Origin of the sequence: Streptomyces sp. CB02959 (assembly GCF_002803155.1) — a bacterium.
Lineage (GTDB): Bacteria > Actinomycetota > Actinomycetes > Streptomycetales > Streptomycetaceae > Streptomyces.
Genome location: NZ_NNBP01000032.1, coordinates 21,563 through 42,689, shown reverse-complemented (window position 1 = coordinate 42,689; position 21,127 = coordinate 21,563). Strand labels below are relative to the sequence as shown.

Genomic DNA, 21,127 nt, shown 5'->3' with positions numbered 1-21,127 from the left:
GTCGCTGCAAGGACATCGTGGATTCATGGCTACGTTCCCAGGATGACGCACGAGGCGAGCCCGTGCGAGCGGGCGGAATTACCGAGTTCAGACGGCCGTACGACTCGTCAGTAGCCGGTTTGCGTGATGATCCTGTCTCGGCAAGGCGCCGTTACCCGCAGGCCGACGCTGGGCTGGCATTGCTCGCGCTCCAGGCGGCGATCTTCGCCTCGTCCCGCTCGGTGACCTTGCGGGAGGGGACCTGCACACTCCAGCCGTTGCGGTGCAGCAGCAGGTCCAGCCCGGCCAGGGTGTACTCGACGCCGAACCGGCGGCGCACGATCTCGGCGATCCGGGCCAGCGTCCAGCACTGGTCACTCCAGCCGGAGGCGGCCGGGCCGGCGTCCAACACCGTCTCCAAAAGGCCGAGTTGTCCCACGTCGAGCTTGCAGCGGGCGCCGCCTGGACCTTTGGAGGCCAGGGCCTGCCGACCGCCCGAAGCCAACGCCCGCCGCCAGCGGTTCGCCGACATCCGGGTCACCCTGAACCGCCGGGCCACCTCCCGGTCACTGGCCCCGGCTTCGATCAAGCCAGCGGCTGCGAGCCTAACTTGCTCACGCCGAGCTCGTTCCTCGGTCGTCAATCCACCGCCATCGGGATACCTCATTCTCCCGGCATAGCGCGGCCCACGACAGCCGTCACGACCCGACGTAACCCGCACCGTTAAAGATCTCTAGAAAGATTCTTTGGTTCCTGTATTTTTGAATCCAGATAGCTCCTTGTCCGCCCATGCCAGCCACTCAGGGTTCTGCTCCAGGTCAATCACGAAACCGGGACCTTCAATGGCGCCACGTCGAAAGTGATCAAATGGGTCCACTATGAGCCATCGGCGATCTATCAAGACCAAGCACCACATACAAAAAGTTCTCGTCGACCAAACTTCAAGCTTTCCCTTACGAGAGGATGGATCACCCCTCAGGGTTTGCATTTTCGCCGGAGTGTTTCTAATTTTACTTTTAATCCCCTCACTGTCGTACTCGGGAAAACGTTCACTCACCCGTCGAGCAGCATCGCTTCCAATTAGAGGGAGATACATACGCACGACACACCCGTGATCGAAAGCGGCTCTAAGGGAATTGGATACATGATTTACCCATGTATCCATATAAGAAGCGACTACGTCGACCTGCGAGGCTCCTGCCAGCAAATCTCTCCAAGGTATTTCGTACCACTTATACATCAGAGCGTAGGCACCCTGCCTAGCGACTGCCGCTCGCTCTACAGAGCTCACTATCCTGCCGCTCAAATCCTCGATTGCCTCATTAGAGAGGAATGCCTGCGTTGACCGGAGAATCGTCTTAGAAACGACGTAGACAATTAGAACGGCAACCAAGCTTGCAAGCATGCCTGGAATCAGCAGCTTCCAGCTATCTTTCTTCGCCCCGTAGAGGATGACCTGCAGAGAAATCAACCCCGCGATCACGGCAAGCGCGAGCAGAACCAGAAGCCCCTGAATGGCCTTTCGTGGAAGCGGATTTTCCATCGAGCGCCTCCCCAAACGAGGCCAGGAATGCGGTCGGACTCCTCTCCCTCCAGGAGTTACGGAACGCTCTTTTCCAAATGCTATTCGACGGGTTCCGCTTGCGCATCTCGCGGTCCCCGTGCGTGAGTTCATCGAGGTGAGAGGAGCGCACCCCTGCTTCCGCCTTCAGCGGCCTTGGCGAGGGCCGCGGGGGCGGATAGGCGTGACGGTGGTTGAGACGTCCCTGTCGAGCTGCTGCCGTAGGGCTTCGTTGTCGTGGAAGAGGGCGGCGATCGCGGTGTGGGCGGCCTTGAGTTTGTTCTCCAGGAGTGTGCATTCCTGGGTCTTCGCGGTCAGGCGCTTCTTGAGGTCCGCGATGGTCGCGTCGCGTTTGGCCTCACCGGGGGTGACCTTGCCGTGGACAGCGAGATGCGCGTCCCACTCGGTCAGGATCGCCTGCGCGCGGTTCATGGTCGCGCGGCTGACCTGGGCTTCTTTGTAGAGGTTCTCTTTCGTGAGACGTCCGTCGGTCCGTTGCGGGCGGCCGTCGAAGAGGCGGGTCATCGCTGCCCGCAGCGCGGCGGCGGTCTTGGGGCTGACTGGGTCTTCGGGGATGTCGGCGGGGTAGGTCACTGGGCCTGACCTGCCATCTTGTGCACGTTGCGGGTGATGTCCAGTTCGCGTTCAGCGAGGTCGCGGCGGCAGGGGGGCGTGGAGGGGTTGTTGATGAGCTGGAGCTGTTTGCGCTGGTGGGAGTCGTAGATCGGCAGGTGCTCGGGGCCGATCATGCTGTTGGCGCATCGGTCGGGCCGGCAGCGTTCGTCGAGGGGGCCGACATGGCCTTCGGGGACGATCGCGTTCTCGAGGCAGACGGCGCCGACGGGGTTGGTGTGGTCGGCGGTGCAGTTGTTGAGCATGCCGAAGCGGATGTGGATCCGTGTGGTGCGCAAGAGGGCGTCGGCAGTACGGGCGTCGCCGTTCCGGGCCTTGACGGTGGCGGTGATCTGGTCGAAGGCGTCCTTGACGCGTTCGGCCCCGGGCCCGAACCCGATCTCCTCGCCTGCGGTGTGGTGCTGGTAGAGGTTCTTGATCTTGCGGAACTTCACGTTATCGAGGGCATCGGTGAGGTACTTGACCCAGTCTGCGTCGGAGGCCGCGTAGCCGCGGGTGGTGGTGTTGGCCAGAGCTCTGGCGGCGACGTGCTTGAGCTGGATGCCGGTGGCGATCTCAGAGCCAGGGAACTGATCGGTGAGCATGGCCATGGTGCGGCGGAACATGTGGGGACGGATGTAAGTGGTGGGGATCTCGTCGAGGCCCGACCAAGCCCTGCCGGCGTTCGAGCACTTCACGAACGCAGCGAGCAAGAGGACGCTGTCGACGACGCCGTCGTCCTGCCGACTGGCGTGAGCGGGCGCGAAGACGCGTTCATCATGAAGAGAGACCGCTTCTGCGATAGCGAGAGCTTCGACGATGGGATCGGCAACCCACCAGTGTTTGCCGGGTCTGTTAGCGGTTCCCTTGATCTTCGTCGACGAGATGGCCGGAGTGCTGTAGTGCTCGACAACGGCTCCGCGCATGATTTCGTAGATCTCTGAATCGCGCATCATGGAGAGCCCGACCACTAGGACGAATGCCGCGTTGCGCAGAGCCGCCTTCAGGACGAATAAGGCTTCGGGGTCGATTCCGGGGTGCCAGGGGCCGGTGCTGCCGTCTTCGCGGACGACCTGTACCAATTCCCCGGTTAGGGTGTTCGTCGTCGTCCGCCCCTTAGCCACTGCGCCCAGGACCATCGCACGTCGCCTGCGGCAGAGTTCGGATCGCTCATTGAATGCCTTACTGTGCACGGGCTTGTAGCCGAGGACGAGCGCCAGCAGCTTCCAGTTCACCTGGATTCCAGGCCATTGGGACGACGGCGTATGGGTGGGAACCAGATTCTGGGCATCGGCGAGCCACTCGGCGAGTCGCTGATCGAAGCCCTGCCGTGACACTCGCGCAGCGTCACGAAGCCCGCGCAGCTGCTGGTCGGCGCGCAGGACGTCCGGAGCGAACGTGTGGATGTAGGCCCAGGCCGCGCGGATCAGCGGGAACCACGTGCTGGGCGGAACGGTAGGGGTGGAGACCCTTTTCCCTCCCCTGAGCTTGGCAACTTCGCGTGCGCTCTGGCCCGGCCAAGGGTCACCGACCGGCCAAGGCAGACTCAGCGCAGGTTCAACGAGTGCCAGGTTCTTCAAGGCGCTGACATGTCCCCGCACGGTATCGGCCGCGCTGCCGTCGGAGACCATATCGGTGATGCGCTGACGCAAGTCATCGACGGTCCAAGCATCCGCGTGCGGTGGACGGCCGGTCCTGCGAGCCCAGCTGACCAGCGTCCGCAGGCGCGAGGCCAGTTGGGGCAAGGTTCTCGGATTTGCGGAGGCGCCCAGCGAAACGCCTGCCTTCAGGACCGACAGGCACTGCTGGTTAAACGTGATCATAAGAAACTCACGTGCCAGTAGATTCCAATAAGGATCCTCCAGTTCGTTGCCGAATAGGACCTTCCATTCGCTCGGAGCCAGATTGGCAGGGCGTTTCAAAACGCCGTTGAAATCCCACATATGTGTGTCGCCGAAGCGGGAAACGCGGGCTCCTGGAAGCAGGGCACGGCCCTGAACGACGGGCTCGCCATCTCCGAAGATTGACGGCCATCGCTGCTGAGGCAGAAGAAGCTGGCTCATGCGTCGAACTCCGTGTTTGCGCTCAGGGGCAGATCAAGCACGGCGTCGCCAGCGGCGATGTGCTTGCGCGCCTGGGTGACTTCCTCGGGCGTGCGGTCGTCCAAGATTGCCTTCAGATTCACCCAGCTCTGCCCCCAAAGCCGGGCGAAGATCTGCGGGGTAAGCCGTGTACGCAAGTGCTTCAGGTGGTCATAGAAGAGCAGCAGTTGCGGCAGGTTGGAGGGGAGGATCCAGGCGTTTCGGCATTCCAGACAGCGCAGTGGCGCGACGGCGCAGAGTTCGCCGGGCAGGCTGAAGGGAGACTCGTAGGGGTTCTTGCAGTGGGAGACGCCCATATCGAGCTGGCCGGTCAGGATGGCCTCGGCTTCTTCGGCGGACAGACCGGACTTCATCAGCTGGCCCTGATCGACCTCGCCGGCGGCGCCGGGCGTGACCGCGGTCGGCCCGTCAACGCGGGTCAGGGCCTTGTCGAACCAGTGCTGCTGGGCCGTGGTGATCGTCCGCCCGGACAGGATCCGCAGCGTGGTGCCCTGGGCGTAATGGTTGGCGAAGGTCTCCTCGGTGTGATCGTCGGCGGCGGCGTCGACACGCCCCTCGGTGACGATGGCCTTCTCGACCTTGACCGATTTGCGCATGCGCCCGATATGGCGGTCGCCCTCAACCTCGATGCCCATCACATCCAGCCACTCGCCGAACGAGCCGCCGCGAGCGTCGGGTGCCCAAGCGCCGAAATAGGGATCGAATCCGTTCCGGACTGATCCGCTGACAAAAAGCGTGTCGGTCACATGCGGGGCTTTCGCGCGGACACGTGCCGTGACGGCCAAGAGCTGCCTGACCACCTCGCTGGCCTCACGGCGCGGCCAGTCCACGGTGAGTTGCCCCTCGCTCTCTGCGGCCCCCCTGTCCCGGAAGGCCCGGTGCCGCAGCAGCCCGGCGCGGTTCTTGAGCAGTGTGAGGCGGACACCTTTCGGAAGGAACTCCACATCGGACTCACCGAACCCGGTCACTTCCTCCGAGGCATAGCCGGTCGCATCCATCAGCAGGACGCGGAAGGCGTGCAGTTCTCGAGTGAACGGATAGAGCTGGCGGAAAAGCCATCGGCAGAGCTGGATCCGCGCGAACTGCGGGAGGAAGCCCGCTTTCCCGACTGCCAAGTCCCTTAATTCCGGAGACCATTGCCGCACCGGCGGCATGTTCACCCGAATGTCATCCGGTGTGATCTCGTCGCGGGACAGCCCCCAGAGCAGGTCCGGGATCCTGGTCCAGCTGCCGCTCATGGGATGGCGTCCTTGCTCAGCGAGATCCCAGCCCTCCCGCAGGCGCCTGCGGGTGTCGTGGGCACTCTGCCAGGCGGCGCGGACGATGGCTCTCTTCTCCTTGCGCTTGAACTCGTCGCGCTCCGTAGTCTCACCCCAGCCGATAAGCGCGGTTCCACGCGCCAGACGGGCCAAATCTGCATCGACCAAACGCTCGGCGTGATCGTCTCTGCGGACGATCAGGGTCCGCAGTGCACTTGAGATCATCCGCGGCCTCATCGACCCCTCGGCGTAGCCCTCTGACAGAGCCAGCTCCCACCCCACCAGCAAGTCGAAGAGACCACTGGCCGCGAGAGATACACCCGTCGCGCGGGCACCGAGGTGCTCATCCACGTGTCGGCAGAAGCGGTCAATGGCCGTGTCATAGACCTGGGCGTGCGCGGTGACGCCAGTGGCTGCCACATACTCGACCCATTCGTCAGCCAACTGAGCGGCAAGCTGCGAGCAGCGGTATCTCACAGGGTCGACGGCGAGGAGCCGGTCCTTCCCCATGACCACCCGTGGGCCGACGCCTCCCGGGGGCACCGGGTTAGCGAGAGCCGCCAGAAACCGTTCACGCTCCTGCCGGGTCCGACCCGATTTACGCCTCTGCATCAGCGGCCGCCCTTCGTGCCGGACAGGGCGTGCGAGGCGATCTCAGCGTAGGTCGACTCGTCGTCGCCCACCCAGCCGGCAAACGCGGCCTCGAACTCGTTGATCAGGTCGTCCGTGTACTGGAGGTACTCGTAGGTGGTTTCTGGGCTCGAGTGACCGAGCCTGCGGCTGACGATCAGCAGCGGGTTGTGTCGGATATGCCCGGTCAAGTACGAACGGTGCCGACAACGGCGGGCCTGCAGGTCCGGCTCCTCGCCATCCATGAGGTTCTCCAGATAGGTCAAAAGCCGCAAAGCGTATGTATGTCTCAGGTCGTGCCATCTCCAGCGCCGAGGTGGCAGGAGCGGCGTGGTTCGGTCAGCGAGATCCGTCATGCGCGTCCAGGCCCGGTGGCGGTAGCCCTTCCAGGCATCCGCCCCCGGCATGAGGCCGCCGCGACAGACGAACAAGGTCAGTGCCTCCAGGCCGAACTCGCCCTCGTAGACGGTGATCCGCCGCAGCTTGGCGTCCATGGCGGACATCTCGTACTCGCGCACGACACCGTCCAAGACGCCCCGCACCCGGCCTCCGGCGACGTCGACCTCGCCGACCACGAACAAGTCACGGGCCTTGCGCTCCAGGGTCCGGGCCGCCCGGCGGACGATGTCTGGTCTCTCCAGCAGGCAGAACAGATCGGCGGAAGCGACGGCGTCCTCGGGGACATAGACGGTGCGGGCTTTGCCGTACTTCGCGCAGGCCTGGACCGTGTACTCGGCGGCCCCACCTGGCATTCCCGGCCAGAGCCCGATCTCAGGAAGCAGCACCGTCGACCACTCCCGCCACCGTCCTCCCGACCCCAGGGCGATATCCGAGCCCGCCCGGTTGCGTAGCGGCGACCACCCACGGAAGGCCGGGTCCACCCGGGCGTCTGGCAGCTGTCCGCCCAGGCCCACGTCGCGGAAATAACGGTACTGCTCGAAGGTAAGGTGTCGGATGTCCATGCCGACCCGGACGCGTGGCGCCAGCGGGTTGCGTCCCCGCGCCGCCACCCGGACCGGCCGCTGCGACAGGATCTTGCGGTCGACCAGGAAGCCGTAGAGATCGTCCAGGACGAGCGAGTCCTTGCTCCACGCATGCCAGCCGATCGGCTTCTTCTGCCGCTGAGTCCGAAAGCTGCGGTAGGCAACGAGGTCGGACTCACTCGCCGACAGGACATCACTTTCCAGCTCCGCCAGGTAGTTGTCCGCTCTGCCGACCGCCCGCCCGTAGTCCTTCAGCGTGCCCTCATCCAACAACGACGTCGACAGATACCGGCCGTACTCACACAGCGCCGGCACCGGCATCTGCGTCTCCTCGTCGAGGAACACCGGCGTCCCGTCGAGCACACCGCGCCGCTCGAGCAGAGCAGCCACCGCCCCCGCGGAGATGACCTCACTGTCCAGGAACCTCTCCAGTCTCCTGGACTGCACGAAGGCAAGATCCACCCTCGCTCCTCCCCAAGCGCCCGAGACGAACTCCCGTGGCTCGCGTGTCTCGTACCACCGCAACGGAACGAGACTGAACCACACATCTCATGAGACAGATTGAAACAGCGGAAAGAAAAAATGCGTCAGGAGGAGGAGCGGGATCCGGTGGACGCCCAGTCCGGTCAGGCAGTGGTCGATGGCGCGGGGCTCGGGCCCGGTGTCCACCACCAGCGCCGTACCGTCACCGGCCGCCAGCACCAGTCCGTCCCCCTGGCCCACATCGCAGGCCACGACCCGCCAGTCCGGTGGCGGCCAGCCCGTCAGCACACGGGTCAGCGGCGCGGGCCGGCACACCGCCAGCACCAGGGCCAACGCGCACAGCACGCACAGCCACCGGCGCCGCAACGCCCGGCGGCCGACCGCCAGCAGCACCACGGTGGCGGCGGCGAGCAGCAGCCCGCCCACCCAGCCGCCGGGCCAGCCGACCTCCGCACCCGGCAACTCCGCCCCCGTACGGGCGACACCGGCGATCCACTCGACCGGCCAACCCGCGCACCACGCGAGTGCCTTGGCGACCGGTAGGGCGACGGGGGCGGCGGCGAGCGCCGCGAAGCCCAGGATCGTCGCGGGGGCCACAGCCAGTTCGGCGAGCAGGTTGCAGGGCACGCCGACCAGTCCCACCCGCGCGGCGAGCACCGCGACGACGGGTGCACAGACCGCCTGGGCGGCGGCCGCGGCGGCGATCACCTCGGCGAGCCGGGGCGGCACCCGGCGACGTTGCAGGGCAGCGCTCCAGCGCGGGGCGAGCAGCAGCAGCGCACCGGTCGCCAGGACGGACAGCAGGAAGCCGTACCTCCGGGCGAGCCAGGGGTCGTAGAGGACCAGCAGCAGCACGGCGGTGGCGAGCGCGGGGAGCAGTGAGCGGCGGCGCCCGGTGCCGATGGCGAGCAACGTGATCAGTCCGCAGGCGGCGGCCCGCAACACGCTCGGGTCCGGACGGCACACGACGACGAAGCCGAGCGCGAGCACTCCACCGGCCAGGGCGGTGCCTCGCAGCGAAAGCCCCAGATGCCGTGCCAGTCCCCGACGCTCGGCCCGGCCGGCTAGGTGTGGTGGGCCGATCAGCAGGGCGAGCACGATGGTCAGATTGCTGCCGGAGACGGCCAGCAGGTGCGTCAGGTCGGTGGTGCTGAAGGCGTCGTCGAGATCCGGCGGCACCCGCGAGGTGTCACCTACGACGAGGCCCGGCAGTAGCGCACGCGCGTCCGGGCTCAGCCCGTCGGTCGCCTCACGCAGTCCGGCGCGCAGGCTCCCGGCCAGCCGTTGGAGGGCGGACGGCGGCCCCACCTCGGACGGCGGCCCCTCAGCGGTGACCCGCAGCACCGCGGCCGTCCGGTCCGCCGCCGGCAGCGGCGGTGCGGCACGCGCCACGACCCGGATACGGGTCGACGGCAGCAGCCCCCGCCACTCCGGCGACAACCCTCCCTGCCCTCTGTCGGCCCGCCGCCCCGGCCGCGCTCCCCTCACATCACCGGCATCACCCACACCTTCCTCATCACCTGCATTTCCCTCATCGCCTGCATCACCTGCGTCTTTCGCGCCCTCCGCTTCGCGCTGCTGCACCACAGCCAGCACAGGGGTGTGGACGGCGGTGGCCGTGCCGTCCGGTGCTGTGACGCGGACGGCGTCGGCGGTGAACACCAGTGCCGGCGGCGTCCGTTGTGAGCCGCGCACCTTGGGCCGGGTCATCCGGGGATCGTCGGTCACCTCCAGGTCCACCGTGAGCTGTGCATACCGCTGGGCCCAGCCGGGCAGCGGCCCGCGCCGTACGTCCGCGGCGTGCAGCGCGGCGGACGCGGCCCCCGCCGCGGCGCAGAGCAACACCGCCGCCAGCGCCACAAGTGCTCCGGCGGACCGGCCGCGCGCCAGGCCCCGTTCCCGCGCGGACCGGCCGCCGTGCCCAGACGCAACCGTCCGGGCCCGCCACAGCGCGAGTGCCGCGACCACCCCGGCCACCGCACAGCCGATGGCCACCGCACCCCCCGGCGCCCCCAGGGCGATCGCTGCCGCCGCCCATGCCGCCAGAGCAGGCCCGACCAGCCGCAGGTCAGCGAGCCCCTCCGGACGGGCCTCCGCCGTGCCGGATGACGCGCCCTTCCGGCCCTCGTCCGCGGCGCCTCCCGTCGTCCCACCATCCGCCGAGGTCACAGCCCCACGCGCCGCAGCTCCATGTGCCACGACGCCACGGGTCACAGCCCCACGGGCCGAGCTCTCCCCCTCCCCCGCCGACGTCATGGCGCCACCAAGGGGCGCAGGTCGGCGAGCCGACGCTCACCGATTCCGGTCACCCTCCGAAGCTGATCCACCGAGGTGAACCCGCCATGCTGCGTACGGAATTCGATGATGTGACGTGCCAGGACCGGGCCCACCCCAGGGAGGGCATCGAGCTGCTGCTCCGTCGCCGTACTGAGGCTCAGCGGACCGCTCCCCAAGCCCGGCGCCCCACTGCCCGCTCCCGCACCTCCCGCACCACCGGCCCCAGTCTGCCCACCACTGCCCTGGCCAGCCGCGGCGCCGGCGCCCTCCTCACCGACCACGATTTGTTCACCGTCGGTCAGCAGCCGCGCCCGGTTCAAGCCACGGAGGTCCGCCCCACGCGACACCCCGCCCGCCGCCTCCAAGGCATCGGTCACCCTCGCCCCCGCGGGCAGCCGGTGAATCCCAGGTCGCCGGACCTTACCCGTAACGTCCACGACCACCATCCGGCCCGCGCCCCCCGGCGGTCCACCCGCTGCCGAGCCTTGGGGTGAGGCATGCGCCGACGACCACGGCGCGGCCGGCGAGCGGGCACCGGGGCCGGGCGCCACAACCGCCCGCTCGGCATCCGGCGCACGCACCGGCTCCGGACGCGCCGCCCAGAAGTGCTGGACGGCGAAGCCCACGCCCACCAGCAGCATCAAGGCCAATGCGGCCAACGCCTTCGGATCCGTGCCGCACCGTAACTGCAGCCATAACGGCAGCCGTTCACGCACCGCCGGCCACCAACGCCCCAGCCGACGCACACCCGACGGATCATGTGCACGAGGCGGCGGCCCACGGTGCGCGTACGACGGCGTGTCCCCCGCATCGAACGGACCACGACCACCGCCCGGACCATCCGAAGCCCCCGGGCCCTCCAACGCACTCGAAGCTCTCGAATCGTTCGAAGGAATCGAAGCGCTCGAAGGACTCGAAGAACTCGGAGGACTCGGAGGACTCAACGCGCTCGAAAGGCCCGACGCCCTCAGTTCAACTGGGCCGCCCACACCGCCAGCCCCGGGACCCGCCCCGCCCGCCCCGCCCCCGTCCGCACCGATCCCCTCAACACCACCCCCGAGCACTCCCACTCCAGCACCCGGATCGCCATCCCTCTCCGCACCGACGTCTCTCCCCACGCCGGTACCCCTCCCCGTACGAACGCCTCTCCCCGCGCCGGAACCACTCACCGCCCCCGCCCTCACCTCCGCCCCCATACCGCCCTTCGAATCGCTACCGAAGATCACCGCGGCCCGCGCCCGCATCCGCTCGCGTTTCCACTCCCGCACTCGCTCCCGCTCCCGCCTCCCCCATCGCGCGGACGGCACAACGGAGGTCGAGGAAACGGCGGACGGGAAGGGCGGTCCGGCCGATGACTCCGGCGCGGAAACGGACACAGATACTGACGCTGCATTCGGCGAGAAAGCCGTTCGAAAAGTGCTCATAGCCCTGACGGTAAGCACCTCGCGCAGATCCTGCCGATCTGCGTCAAATCCCGTGGATAAGTGGGGAGTTGTGGATAACTCCCTCACCCACACGGACACCCCGAGTGAACAGACGCCACAGACAAAACACCCACCGCACAGGCGTCACTCAGGCATCGCATCTATGCCCAAGACGCCTCGACGTCCAAGGCGCCCTCGACTTCCACGGCACCCTCGACGTCCGGGACACCCCCGACATCCAAGCTGCCCAAGGCGCCCTCACCGCGGCGAGACCACAGCCCCCAGCAACCCCGGCCCGGTGTGCGCGCCGATCACCGCACCGACCTCGCTCACGAGCAACTCGTTCAACCCCGGCACCCGCTCCCGGAGGCGCTGGGCCAACGCCTCCGCCCGCTCCGCCGCCGCGAGGTGGTGGACCGCGATGTCGACCTGGCCCTCCCCCGCCCGCTCCGCGGCGATCTCCTCCAGGCGTGCGATGGCCTTGGAGGCCGTACGGACCTTCTCCAGCAGTTCGATGCGTCCGTCGGCGAGTTGGAGGATCGGCTTCACGGCGAGCGCCGAGCCGAGAAGTGCCTGCGCCGCGCCGATCCGGCCGCCGCGCCGCAGGTAGTCGAGGGTGTCGACGTAGAAGTAGGCGGAGGTGCCCGACGCGCGCTTCTCCGCGGCGGCCACCGCGTCATCCATGTCCCCGCCGGCCTCCACCGCCTCCGCCGCGGCCAAGGCGCAGAACCCGAGGGCCATCGCGACCATCCCGGTGTCCACGACCCGTACCGGAACCGGGGCGTCCTTCGCCGCCAGCACCGCCGCGTCGTAGGTGCCGGAGAACTCCGACGAGAGGTGAAGAGAAACGATGCCGCTCGCCCCGGCCGCCGCGATGGCGCGGTAGGTGTCCGCGAACGTGGCGGGGCTCGGCCGCGAAGTCGTCACGGCCCGACGCTTCTGGAGCGCCTGAGCGACGGATCTCGCAGAGATCTCGGTGCCCTCTTCGAGGGCCTGGTCCCCCAGGACGACGGTCAGCGGTACGGCCGTGATGCGGTGACGTTCGACAGCGGTCCGCGGCAGGTAGGCCGTGGAATCGGTGACGATCGCGACATGGCGGGACATGACTGGGAGGTTATCCGGGGACGCAGGCGCCCGACAGTGCGGGCCCCTCCCCAAGATCTTCCAGGTTTCGCCAAGGCTATGCCAAGTCCGCCCAGGTCACGGCCTATCGGCGAACGAAAGGACGCGCGGGGATGCAGGGGCGCAGGGGGCGCGCACGCACGGCGGTCGGCTGCCGGCGACCACCGGGCCGCGGGCACGGGGGCCTGCCCTCAAGGCTTCCCTCCCGGGACGCGGTCGCTCTTGGGGCCTTCCCCCCCCCGCGCCCGCCCACCGCCACCGCCCCCACCCCACACCGCAGAGCAGCACCCCCGCCTACCCCGCTATACCGCCCCGCCTTCCGCTCGGCGGGACGTCTCCCGTTCCGGTGTCTTCTCCCACGGGTACGTCGGCTGGGTACGCGCATCCCGCGCAGTGATCGCCGGGGCCTCTTCCTCCGCCGGCCCCCAGGAATACCCCTTGCCCCCATGCCCCGAGCCGGCATCGGCCCCGGTACCGGCACCGCCCACCACCCCGGCATCAGCACCCGACCGGGAACCGGAACCAGCCCCACCCCCGGACGACCCCCCGGACGACGACCCCCCATCCATACCCTGCCGCCGCTCCCATCCGGCCGTGTCATCCGACCAGTGCCGCAGGGCCCCCGCCTCCACGTCGATCTGGTCGCTCAGGGCCGCCAGGTCGTCGTCGGCGAACTTGCGGGCCCGGTCTCGGGCGGCCCAGCGCAGCGACTCCGCGGAGTGCGTGATCCGCTCCAGGCGCTCCCGGAGCTCAGGGAGGTGGGCCGCGACGGTGGCCTTGTTCGGCTCGCGCTCCAGGCGGCGGAGGTCCTCGTCGAGTTCCCGGCCGTGCGCGCTGAGCCGCTCGAAGAGGCGGCCCGCCTCGGCGAGCGAAGCGTCGTCGGGGGCGGCGGAGCGCAGGATCTCCTGCGTGGCCCGCATGGACGTGCGCAGCGAGAGCCGCAGTTGCGCCAGTTCGCCGGCGGCTCCGGGCTGGGTGAACTGCCGGGCCCGCAGGGTGGTGTCCTCGACCGTCCGCCGGGCCTGGGCGACCTTGCGGTCCACGCCGCGCTTGGCGGCCTGGGCGGCCTTCACCGTGAGGAACACCCCGGCGGCCACGAACAGCACGAAGAGCAACCCGAAGATGGCAACGGCAGCTTCCATGGGCACTCCCCAGAGGCGTCGGCGGCGCCGGTTCTGTGCCGGCGCCCGTACCTCCACGGTAAACGCGTCGGGCAGGTCACGGGTTCCAAACGAACCCCCAACCTGCCCGTAGGGGAAACCACCTATACGCATGCGGAACACCAGCCCCGCGCACCGCCCCGGCCCGCAGAAGGCCAGGTCAGGCGCGATCCCGGTGGGTTCCGGCGGTCGGCTCGGCCGCCGGGGGGCCGGGTGCGGGGTCACCGCCGCCCCGGCCCACACGCCGCTGTCCGGCTCACGCCGGAACGATGTTCACCAGCTTCGGCGCCCGGACGATCACCTTCCGGATGCCCGCGCCACCCAGCGCCGCGACCACCGCCGGCTCGGCCAGCGCGGCCGCCTCCAGGTCCGCGTCGGAGATCGCCGGCGCGACCTCCAGCCGGGCCTTGACCTTGCCCTTGATCTGGACGACGCAGGTCACCGTCTCGTCCACGACGTACGCCGGGTCGGCCACCGGGAAGTCCACGTGGACGACCGAGTCGGTGTGGCCCAGCTTGCGCCACAGCTCCTCGGCGATGTGCGGGGCCAGCGGGGCGATCAGCCGCACCAGCTGCTCCGCCACGGTGCGCGGAATCGGGCCGCCCGCCTTGGTCAGGTGGTTGTTCAGCTCGGTGATCTTGGCGATTGCGGTGTTGAGGCGCAGGTTCGCCATGTCCTGGGTGACGCCGTCGATCGCCTTGTGCAGGGCCCGCAGGGTGGCCTCGTCCGGCTCGGCGTCGACGACGGTGACCGCGCCGGTCGCCTCGTCCACCACATTGCGCCACAGCCGCTGCAGCAGGCGGTACTGGCCGACGACGGCCCGGGTGTCCCAAGGCCGGGAGACGTCCAGCGGCCCCATCGCCATCTCGTACAGGCGCAGGGTGTCCGCGCCGTACTCGACACAGATCTCGTCCGGCGTGACGGCGTTCTTCAGGGACTTGCCCATCTTGCCCAGCAGCCTGGAGACCTTGCCGCCCTCGTAGTAGAAGACGCCGCCGTCGTGCTCCTCGACCTCCGCCGCCGGGACGGCGATGCCGCGGGTGTCCCGGTAGACGTACGCCTGGATCATGCCCTGGTTGTACAGCTTGTGGAACGGCTCGACGGACGAGACGTGCCCCAGGTCGTGCAGCACCTTCGACCAGAAGCGGGCGTACAGCAGGTGCAGCACGGCGTGCTCGGCGCCGCCCACGTACAGGTCGACACCGCCGTGCGGCTGACCGTCGCGCGGGCCCATCCAGTACTGCTCGACGGCCGGGTCGACCAGCGCGTCGTCGTTGTTCGGGTCCAGGTACCGCATCTCGTACCAGCACGAACCGGCCCAGTTGGGCATGGTGTTGGTCTCGCGGCGGTAGCGCCGCACCCCGCGGCCGTCGCCCAGGTCCAGCTCGACGTTGACCCAGTCCTCGTTACGGGACAGCGGGGTCTCGGGCTGGGTGTCGGCGTCGTCCGCGTCGAAGGTGCGCGGCGAGTAGTCCTCGACCTCGGGCAGTTCCAGCGGCAGCATCGACTCGGGCAGCGGGTGCGCCACGCCGTCCTCGTCGTAGACGATCGGGAACGGCTCGCCCCAGTAGCGCTGGCGGCTGAACAGCCAGTCGCGCAGCCGGTAGTTGACGGTGCCCTCGCCGATGCCGTTGGCGGCCAGCCACTCGGTGATCCTCGCCTTGGCCTCGGGCACGCCCAGGCCGTCCAGCGAGACGGACTCGCCGGCCGAGTTCACCAGCTTCGCGTCGTACGAGGCGAACGCGTCGTCCCAGGTGGCGGCGTCGGTCCCGCGGCCGTCGGTGGGCTCGACCACGCAGCGCAGGGGCAGCTCGAAGGCGCGGGCGAAGGCGAAGTCACGGCTGTCGTGGGCCGGGACGGCCATGATCGCGCCGGTGCCGTAGCCCATCAGGACGTAGTCGGCGATGAAGACCGGGACCTGCTCGCCGCTGACCGGGTTGGTGGCGTAGACGCCGGTGAAGACACCGGTCTTGTCCTTGGCCTCGGCCTGCCGCTCGACGTCCGACTTGGCGGCGGCCTGCTTGCGGTACGCGGCGACGGCCTCGGCGGGGGTGGCGTGCCCGCCGGTCCACACCTCGTGGGTGCCCGCCGGCCAGGCGCCGGGAACGATGGAGCCGGTGCCGTCGTCGGCGCCGGCGATCAGCGGGTGCTCGGGGGCCAGGACCATGTAGGTCGCGCCGAACAGGGTGTCCTGGCGGGTGGTGAAGACCGTGATCCTGTCGGAGTCGCCGACCGGGAAGTCGACCCGGGCGCCCTCGGAGCGGCCGATCCAGTTGCGCTGCTGCAGCTTGATGGCGTCCGGCCAGTCCAGCGCGTCCAGGTCGCGCAGCAGCCGGTCCGCGTAGGCGGTGATCCGCATGTTCCACTGGCGCAGCTTGGCCTTGAAGACCGGGTAGTTCCCGCGCTCGGAGCGGCCCTCGGCGGTGACCTCCTCATTGGCCAGCACCGTGCCCAGTCCGGGGCACCAGTTGACCGGGGCGTCCGAGGCGTACGCCAGGCGGTACTGGCCCAGGACGTCGGCCCGCTCGATACCGGACAGCTCGGCCCAGGGCCGCCCGTCGGGGGTGGGCCGGGTGCCGGCCTCGAACTGGGCGACCAGGGTGTCGATCGGCCGCGCCTTGTCCGCCTCCGGGTCGTACCAGGAGTTGAAGATCTGCAGGAAGATCCACTGGGTCCACTTGTAGTACGCCGGATCGATGGTCTCGATCGAGCGGCGCTGGTCGTGACCCAGGCCCAGGCGGCGCAGCTGGCGCCGCATGTTGACGATGTTGGCCTCGGTGGAGACCCGCGGGTGGGTGCCGGTCTGCACGGCGTACTGCTCCGCGGGCAGGCCGAAGGCGTCGAAGCCCAGGGTGTGCAGGACGTTGTGGCCCGTCATGCGGTGGTAGCGGGCGTAGACGTCGGTGGCGATGAAGCCCAGGGGGTGGCCGACGTGCAGTCCCGCACCCGAGGGGTAGGGGAACATGTCCATGACGAACTTCTTGGGACGGGCCGCCAGCTCGGCGTCGCCGGCCAGGTCGCCCCGCGGGTTCGGGGCCTCGTAGGTCCCCTCCGCCTCCCAGAAGTCCTGCCAGCGTGCCTCGATGTCCGCGGCCAGCGCGGCCGTATAGCGGTGCGGCGCTGCCACCTCAGAGGGGGCACCTCCCGCGCTTCCAGCAGCGGGGGAGTTAGTCGTCTCGCTCATCGTCCTCAAAGCTCCATCGATCGTCTCTGCCTGCGGCTGCTGCGGACACGGCTCCTGCGGAAACAAAAATGCCCCTCTCGCAGGAGGGGAAGCCGCGCCGATGCCGACCCGGGCGGCCACAGTGAAGGGCCCGGTCGGGACTGATCAGCGCGGCCCGCTAAGCAGAAGGCGTACGGCACACATGGCGCCAGGGTACCGCAGGGCACCCAGGGCCCGCGCCCGGGATTCCCCCCGGCGCGGGCCCTGACCCGTTGCACCCGTTGTCCTACCGCCGCGCCCGTGAGGTCACGGGTCTGCGGGGAGGGAGGTGCGGTACCCCTGCGTCAGGGGCGGTAGGAGCTCACGTAGCCGGCCCCCGGGGTGCCGACGCCGGTGACGTCGTCGTAGCCGACGGTGGCGTGCAGCGAGCTGTCCTTGCCGAGGCTGCGCAGCGAGGTGATGGTGCCCTTGCTGGCGTCGATGCCGTTGGCGAAGTCGACCCGGACGACCGCCAGGTCACGGCCGGCACCCAGCGGGTGGTCGGTCACGTCGTGCAGCGCGGAGGTGCCGTAGCGCTGGTAGATGGACGGGTTGGCGAAGCCGATGGCGATGCCGTGCCGGGCCTGCTGGGCCAGTGCCTGGACGCCCGCGATGACCGGCGCGGCCAGGGAGGTGCCGCCGATGCGGTACTCCTCGTAGCCGAGCTTGCCGCCGGGCAGGGTCTGGGTCTGGCCGACCAGGAAGCCGGTGTTGGGGTCGGCGACGGCCGCGATGTCCGGAACGGTGCGCATGGCGCCGCCACCATTGGCCTTGGCCAGCGTGTCCGGGACGACGCCGCGCTGGTAGAAGGGCTGCGCGACGGTCTTGCTGGTGCCGCCGCCCGCGCCGCCGTTGAAGGCGCCGGGGAAGTCGGTCCAGTCGTTGCCGTCCTTGGAGAGCACCGCCTTCTGGGTGCCCCAGCCGGTCTCCCACTGGTAGCTGTTGCCCTTGCCGACGGCCAGGGAGGTGCCACCGACCGCGGTCACCCACGCGGAGTTCGCGGGGGTGTCGACCTGCTTGGTGCCGGTGTTGGCGACCTCGTCACCGTTGTCGCCGGAGGAGAAGTAGAAGCCGATGCCCTCTACGGCGCCCCGCTGGAAGATCTGGTCGTAGGCGGCGGCCGTGTCGGGGGTCTCGTTGGCCTCGATGTCGCCCCAGGAGTTGGAGACGATGTCGGCGAGGCGTCCGTCGACGACCTTGCCGAGCGAGTCCAGCAGGTCGTCGTCCTGGCAGGAGGCGGCGCCGACGTAGACGATGTCCGCGGCGGGGGCGACCGCGTGCACGGCCTCGACGTCGAGGGTCTCCTCGCCGTACCAGCCGGCCGCGCCGCACTCCTTGATGTGCGTGTAGTCCTTCGGCAGGACCTGCGACAGCTGACCCTTGCGGTAACGGGGGTCGCCGTTGCGGCCGGCGTAGGTGTCCGCGTCCTTGGCGATGGTCGGCGAGGCGTAGGCGTCGGTGATCGCGACGGTGACGCCCTTGCCGGTCCAGTTCTTCGCCCCGTAGGCGGCGCGCAGCTGCTTGCCGGTGTAGCCCTTGATCGCGTACGGCGCCTTGCTCCCGTAGGCCGAGGGCAGGCTCTCGTTGGTCCGCGAGCCGTAGTACGTGGAGAACGGCCCGGAGTTGCGGAAGACGGGGGACGGCGGCGGCAGTTCGGCGGAGTGGTGCCGGGCCATCCGGGGCGCGTTGTCCAGGCCCGTGACCGTCAGGACCGCGTCGGAGACGGACACCGGCGCGGAGGCGGTGGCCGACGGCGCGTGGTAGGTGTGGCCGTTCTTCCGGTAGTTGTGCAGGTCGGTGGCGAAGGCCCGCTGGGCGGCGGCCGCATCGCCGGTGACCGTCACATAGCGGTCGGTGGTGCCGGTGACCGTCAGGCCGGCCTTCTTCAGCCAGGCGGTCACCCTGGCTATCTGGTCCTGCGTCGCGCCGTAGCGGGCCTGCACCTGGGCGGGGCTCAGGTACTTCCCGTACGTGGCGGAGTGCGGGTCGGAGACGGCCTTGGCGTAGTCCGCGAGGCCCTTGGCGTCGCGGCCGGCCAGGTAGACCCGGGCGTTGACCGCGGTGGCGCCGGCGGTGGCCCCCTGGTCGGCCTGGTCGGTGGCCCACCGCGGCTTGGTGCCCTGCAGCGCGTGGCGGCCCCCGTCGTGGCCCGCGGCGTCGGCGGCCGGTGCACCGAGCGCGAGCGCTCCGGCGACCAGCGGCAGCGCCGCTGCCCAGGCCAGACCGACGCGGACGCGCGGTGATCTGGTGCGGCTTGCTCTCATGTAACCCCCTGCTGTGGCGATGCGGTGCGCTGCGGGGTGACGCCGCGCCGGTGCGCCGGTGCGCGCCACGCTCATCAGCGGTGAATGCGTCGGATGTGACGCTCACGCGATTCGCCACTCTTTCGGTGAACCGTTCATGTCAGGGTTATGCGATCACCAAGAAGAGACCAAGGAACGGCAACTAGCGCGCAGAATCGATCACGAACAGGGCGCTCAACTCGCCACATCAATCACGTTGTTGACCGAATATCAGAGCAACCCTTGAAGACCCCCGCATCGCGGGCCCGGCCGCCCCTACACGCACGACAGAGCGGGTCGTCCGTGACGGACGACCCGCTCTGCCTTCTGTGGAGCTAAGGAGAATTGAACTCCTGACCTCCTGCATGCCATGCAGGCGCTCTACCAACTGAGCTATAGCCCCAGGTCTTGTCTCCGCTTCGGTTTCCTTCCGGCTCCCCGCTGCGGCATCGCCTACATTACACGGCCCCCCCGGCCTTCTGCCAAATCGTTCTCCCGCAGCCCCTCCGACGGGACGCGAGGTACTGTCGGCGAGCCGTGCCCGATTCGTCCTGGGGAGCCGTACGCCGTGACTGCGCTGGATCCGGACCAGCCCACCGAGCACCTCGGCCCGCACCCGGGCGCGGGCGTGATCCGCCGCCACCCGGTGCTCGCCGCGGCGCTGGCCTGCCTGGTCTCCTTCGCTGCCTTCTGGGTCGCGCAGCGGCTGGCGCACGTCTCGATGGTGGACCTCATGGTCTACCGCGCCGAGGGCCAGACCGCCCGGGACGGCAAGGACCTCTACGACATGGTGGCCACCTCCGCACGGCTGCCCAACACCTATCCGCCCTTCGCCGCGCTGCTGTTCGTCCCGCTCACCTTCTTCGGCGTCCCGGTGATGCGCACCCTGGCCACGGCCGGGAACCTCGTGCTGCTCGTCGCCCTAGTCCACCTCTCCCTCCGCCTGGTCGGCCGGCCCCGACGCCTGCCCCCGCTCGCCGCGACACTGGCGCTCTCCGCGCTGCTGGTGTGGTGCGAACCGGTCTGGACGACGCTGCGCTACGGGCAGATCAACCTCGCGCTCGCCGTACTGGTGCTGTGGGACCTGACCCGCCGGGACACCAATCGCTGGGCCGGCATCGGCATCGGCATCGCGGCCGGCATCAAGCTGACCCCGGCACTGTTCGCCGTCTTCCTCGCCCTGGCCGGCACGGTCCTCGCCGTCCGGCGGCTGCGCTCGGGCGCGGGGTGGCGCGCGGCCTGGAACCCCTGGCTGCGGCAGGCCGTCGTCGCCACCGGAACGTTCTGCGCCACCGCCCTCCTCTCCGCGGTCGTGCTGCCGCGCGACTCGCACCGCTTCTGGACCGAGATCGTGTTCGCCGCCGACCGGGTCGGCGAGGTGGAGATCACCGCGAACCAGTCGCTGCGCGGCGCCCTGGCCCGGCTGCTGCACACCCACGACCCCGGCGCCGCCTGGCTCGTCCTGGCCGCGCTGGCGGCCGCCGCCGGGCTGGCGCTGGCCGCCGCGGCGCTGCTGCGCGGCGAGCGCGCCTGGGCCGTGCTGACCTGCGCGGCCACCGCCCTGCTGATCAGCCCGATCTCCTGGTCGCACCACTGGGTGTGGGGCGTACCGATGCTGATCCTGCTGGGCTCCGAGGCGCTGCGGCACTCGGGCACCCCGGCCCGCCGCTGGTGGGCGATGACCGGCGCGATGGGGCTGCTGTTCTGCTCGTTCGCCCTGTGGTGGGTGCCACACCGCTGGCACCAGCACGAGGAACTCCACCAGAACGCCGGGCAGATGCTGCTCTCCGCGGTCTACCCGCTGGCCGGGGTCACCCTGCTGGTGCTGACCGCGGTGCGGCTCAGGCGCCCGACGGACAGCGCCGCGATATCCGGGTCTGCGATGTCGCCCGGGGGCGAGGCCACGTCCGGATCCGGGCCGGATTCCGTATCCGGGCCCGCTTCCCCGTCCGGTCCTGCCGGGCCCCCCGGCCCATGACCGTCCCCGTCACCGCTCGTGTGCTGCCGATCGTCGTCATGTCCGCCCCCGTCGTGCCGCCTGCTCCGTCACG

12 protein-coding genes, 1 tRNA gene and 1 pseudogene are annotated in these 21,127 nt (G+C 69.3%); 1 reads left to right on the top strand and 13 read right to left on the bottom strand.

The window, feature by feature from the left end:
- Positions 1-151 precede the first annotated feature (151 nt).
- The 13 genes and pseudogenes from CG747_RS37830 to CG747_RS37775 form a co-directional block, all read right to left on the bottom strand.
- Positions 152-646, bottom strand: a complete 495-nt coding sequence (locus CG747_RS37830; RefSeq protein ID WP_100606418.1) for a winged helix-turn-helix domain-containing protein — start codon at positions 644-646, stop codon at positions 152-154.
- Positions 647-712: 66 nt separating this feature from the next.
- Positions 713-1,522, bottom strand: a complete 810-nt coding sequence (locus tag CG747_RS47590) for a hypothetical protein (protein ID WP_146022226.1) — start codon at positions 1,520-1,522, stop codon at positions 713-715.
- Positions 1,523-1,687: 165 nt separating this feature from the next.
- The gene (locus tag CG747_RS37825; protein WP_100606417.1) at positions 1,688-2,134 is read right to left on the bottom strand and encodes a hypothetical protein; all 447 of its coding nucleotides are present in this window, start codon (positions 2,132-2,134) and stop codon (positions 1,688-1,690) included.
- Positions 2,131-4,215 (bottom strand): integrase, encoded by a 2,085-nt coding sequence (locus CG747_RS37820; protein WP_100606416.1) that lies wholly within the window; start codon positions 4,213-4,215, stop codon positions 2,131-2,133. The genes CG747_RS37825 and CG747_RS37820 overlap by 4 nt, the downstream gene beginning before the upstream one ends.
- Positions 4,212-6,023: a hypothetical protein gene (locus CG747_RS37815; RefSeq protein ID WP_374701869.1), complete on the bottom strand. Its 1,812-nt coding sequence runs from the start codon at positions 6,021-6,023 to the stop codon at positions 4,212-4,214. The genes CG747_RS37820 and CG747_RS37815 overlap by 4 nt, the downstream gene beginning before the upstream one ends.
- 101 nt (positions 6,024-6,124) lie before the next feature.
- Positions 6,125-7,588 carry a site-specific integrase gene (locus tag CG747_RS37810; RefSeq protein ID WP_100606414.1) on the bottom strand — a complete coding sequence of 488 codons (1,464 nt, stop codon included), beginning with the start codon at positions 7,586-7,588 and terminating at the stop codon, positions 6,125-6,127.
- Positions 7,589-7,705: 117 nt separating this feature from the next.
- Positions 7,706-9,865 (bottom strand): annotated as a pseudogene (locus CG747_RS37805) (ComEC/Rec2 family competence protein); the annotation flags it as partial.
- On the bottom strand, positions 9,862-10,332 hold the full coding sequence (locus CG747_RS37800; protein ID WP_257981004.1) for a ComEA family DNA-binding protein: 471 nt from the start codon (positions 10,330-10,332) through the stop codon (positions 9,862-9,864). The gene CG747_RS37800 and the pseudogene CG747_RS37805, both read right to left, overlap by 4 nt.
- 1,236 nt (positions 10,333-11,568) lie before the next feature.
- Positions 11,569-12,414 (bottom strand): DegV family protein, encoded by an 846-nt coding sequence (locus CG747_RS37795; RefSeq protein ID WP_100606413.1) that lies wholly within the window; start codon positions 12,412-12,414, stop codon positions 11,569-11,571.
- Between the two features lie 320 nt (positions 12,415-12,734).
- A complete protein-coding gene (locus tag CG747_RS37790; RefSeq protein ID WP_100606412.1) occupies positions 12,735-13,574 on the bottom strand; it encodes a hypothetical protein in 840 nt (279 codons plus the stop codon).
- Positions 13,575-13,848: 274 nt separating this feature from the next.
- Entirely contained in the window at positions 13,849-16,776 is a 2,928-nt protein-coding gene (locus tag CG747_RS37785) for a leucine--tRNA ligase (RefSeq protein ID WP_100606411.1), read from the bottom strand.
- Between the two features lie 323 nt (positions 16,777-17,099).
- Complete coding sequence (locus CG747_RS37780; RefSeq protein WP_100606410.1) at positions 17,100-19,058, bottom strand: protease pro-enzyme activation domain-containing protein; 1,959 nt, start codon at positions 19,056-19,058, stop codon at positions 17,100-17,102.
- Between the two features lie 348 nt (positions 19,059-19,406).
- Positions 19,407-19,479: transfer RNA gene (locus CG747_RS37775), tRNA-Ala, on the bottom strand.
- 165 nt (positions 19,480-19,644) lie between these two features.
- Between CG747_RS37775 and CG747_RS37770 the strand changes: the two genes are divergently transcribed.
- Positions 19,645-21,054: a glycosyltransferase 87 family protein gene (locus CG747_RS37770; RefSeq protein ID WP_100606409.1), complete on the top strand. Its 1,410-nt coding sequence runs from the start codon at positions 19,645-19,647 to the stop codon at positions 21,052-21,054.
- Positions 21,055-21,127: the final 73 nt, after the last annotated feature.

Excerpts from the sequence above, each read along its gene's own strand:
- CG747_RS37790 (WP_100606412.1), bottom strand. The coding sequence starts at position 13,574 with ATGGAAGCTGCCGTTGCCATCTTCGGGTTGCTCTTCGTGCTGTTCGTG.
- CG747_RS37815 (WP_374701869.1), bottom strand. The coding sequence starts at position 6,023 with ATGGGGAAGGACCGGCTCCTCGCCGTCGACCCTGTGAGATACCGCTGC.
- CG747_RS37830 (WP_100606418.1), bottom strand. The coding sequence starts at position 646 with ATGAGGTATCCCGATGGCGGTGGATTGACGACCGAGGAACGAGCTCGG.
- CG747_RS37785 (WP_100606411.1), bottom strand. The coding sequence starts at position 16,776 with ATGAGCGAGACGACTAACTCCCCCGCTGCTGGAAGCGCGGGAGGTGCC.
- CG747_RS37820 (WP_100606416.1), bottom strand. The coding sequence starts at position 4,215 with ATGAGCCAGCTTCTTCTGCCTCAGCAGCGATGGCCGTCAATCTTCGGA.
- CG747_RS37800 (WP_257981004.1), bottom strand. The coding sequence starts at position 10,332 with ATGGTGGTCGTGGACGTTACGGGTAAGGTCCGGCGACCTGGGATTCAC.
- CG747_RS37795 (WP_100606413.1), bottom strand. The coding sequence starts at position 12,414 with ATGTCCCGCCATGTCGCGATCGTCACCGATTCCACGGCCTACCTGCCG.
- CG747_RS47590 (WP_146022226.1), bottom strand. The coding sequence starts at position 1,522 with ATGGAAAATCCGCTTCCACGAAAGGCCATTCAGGGGCTTCTGGTTCTG.
- CG747_RS37780 (WP_100606410.1), bottom strand. The coding sequence starts at position 19,058 with ATGAGAGCAAGCCGCACCAGATCACCGCGCGTCCGCGTCGGTCTGGCC.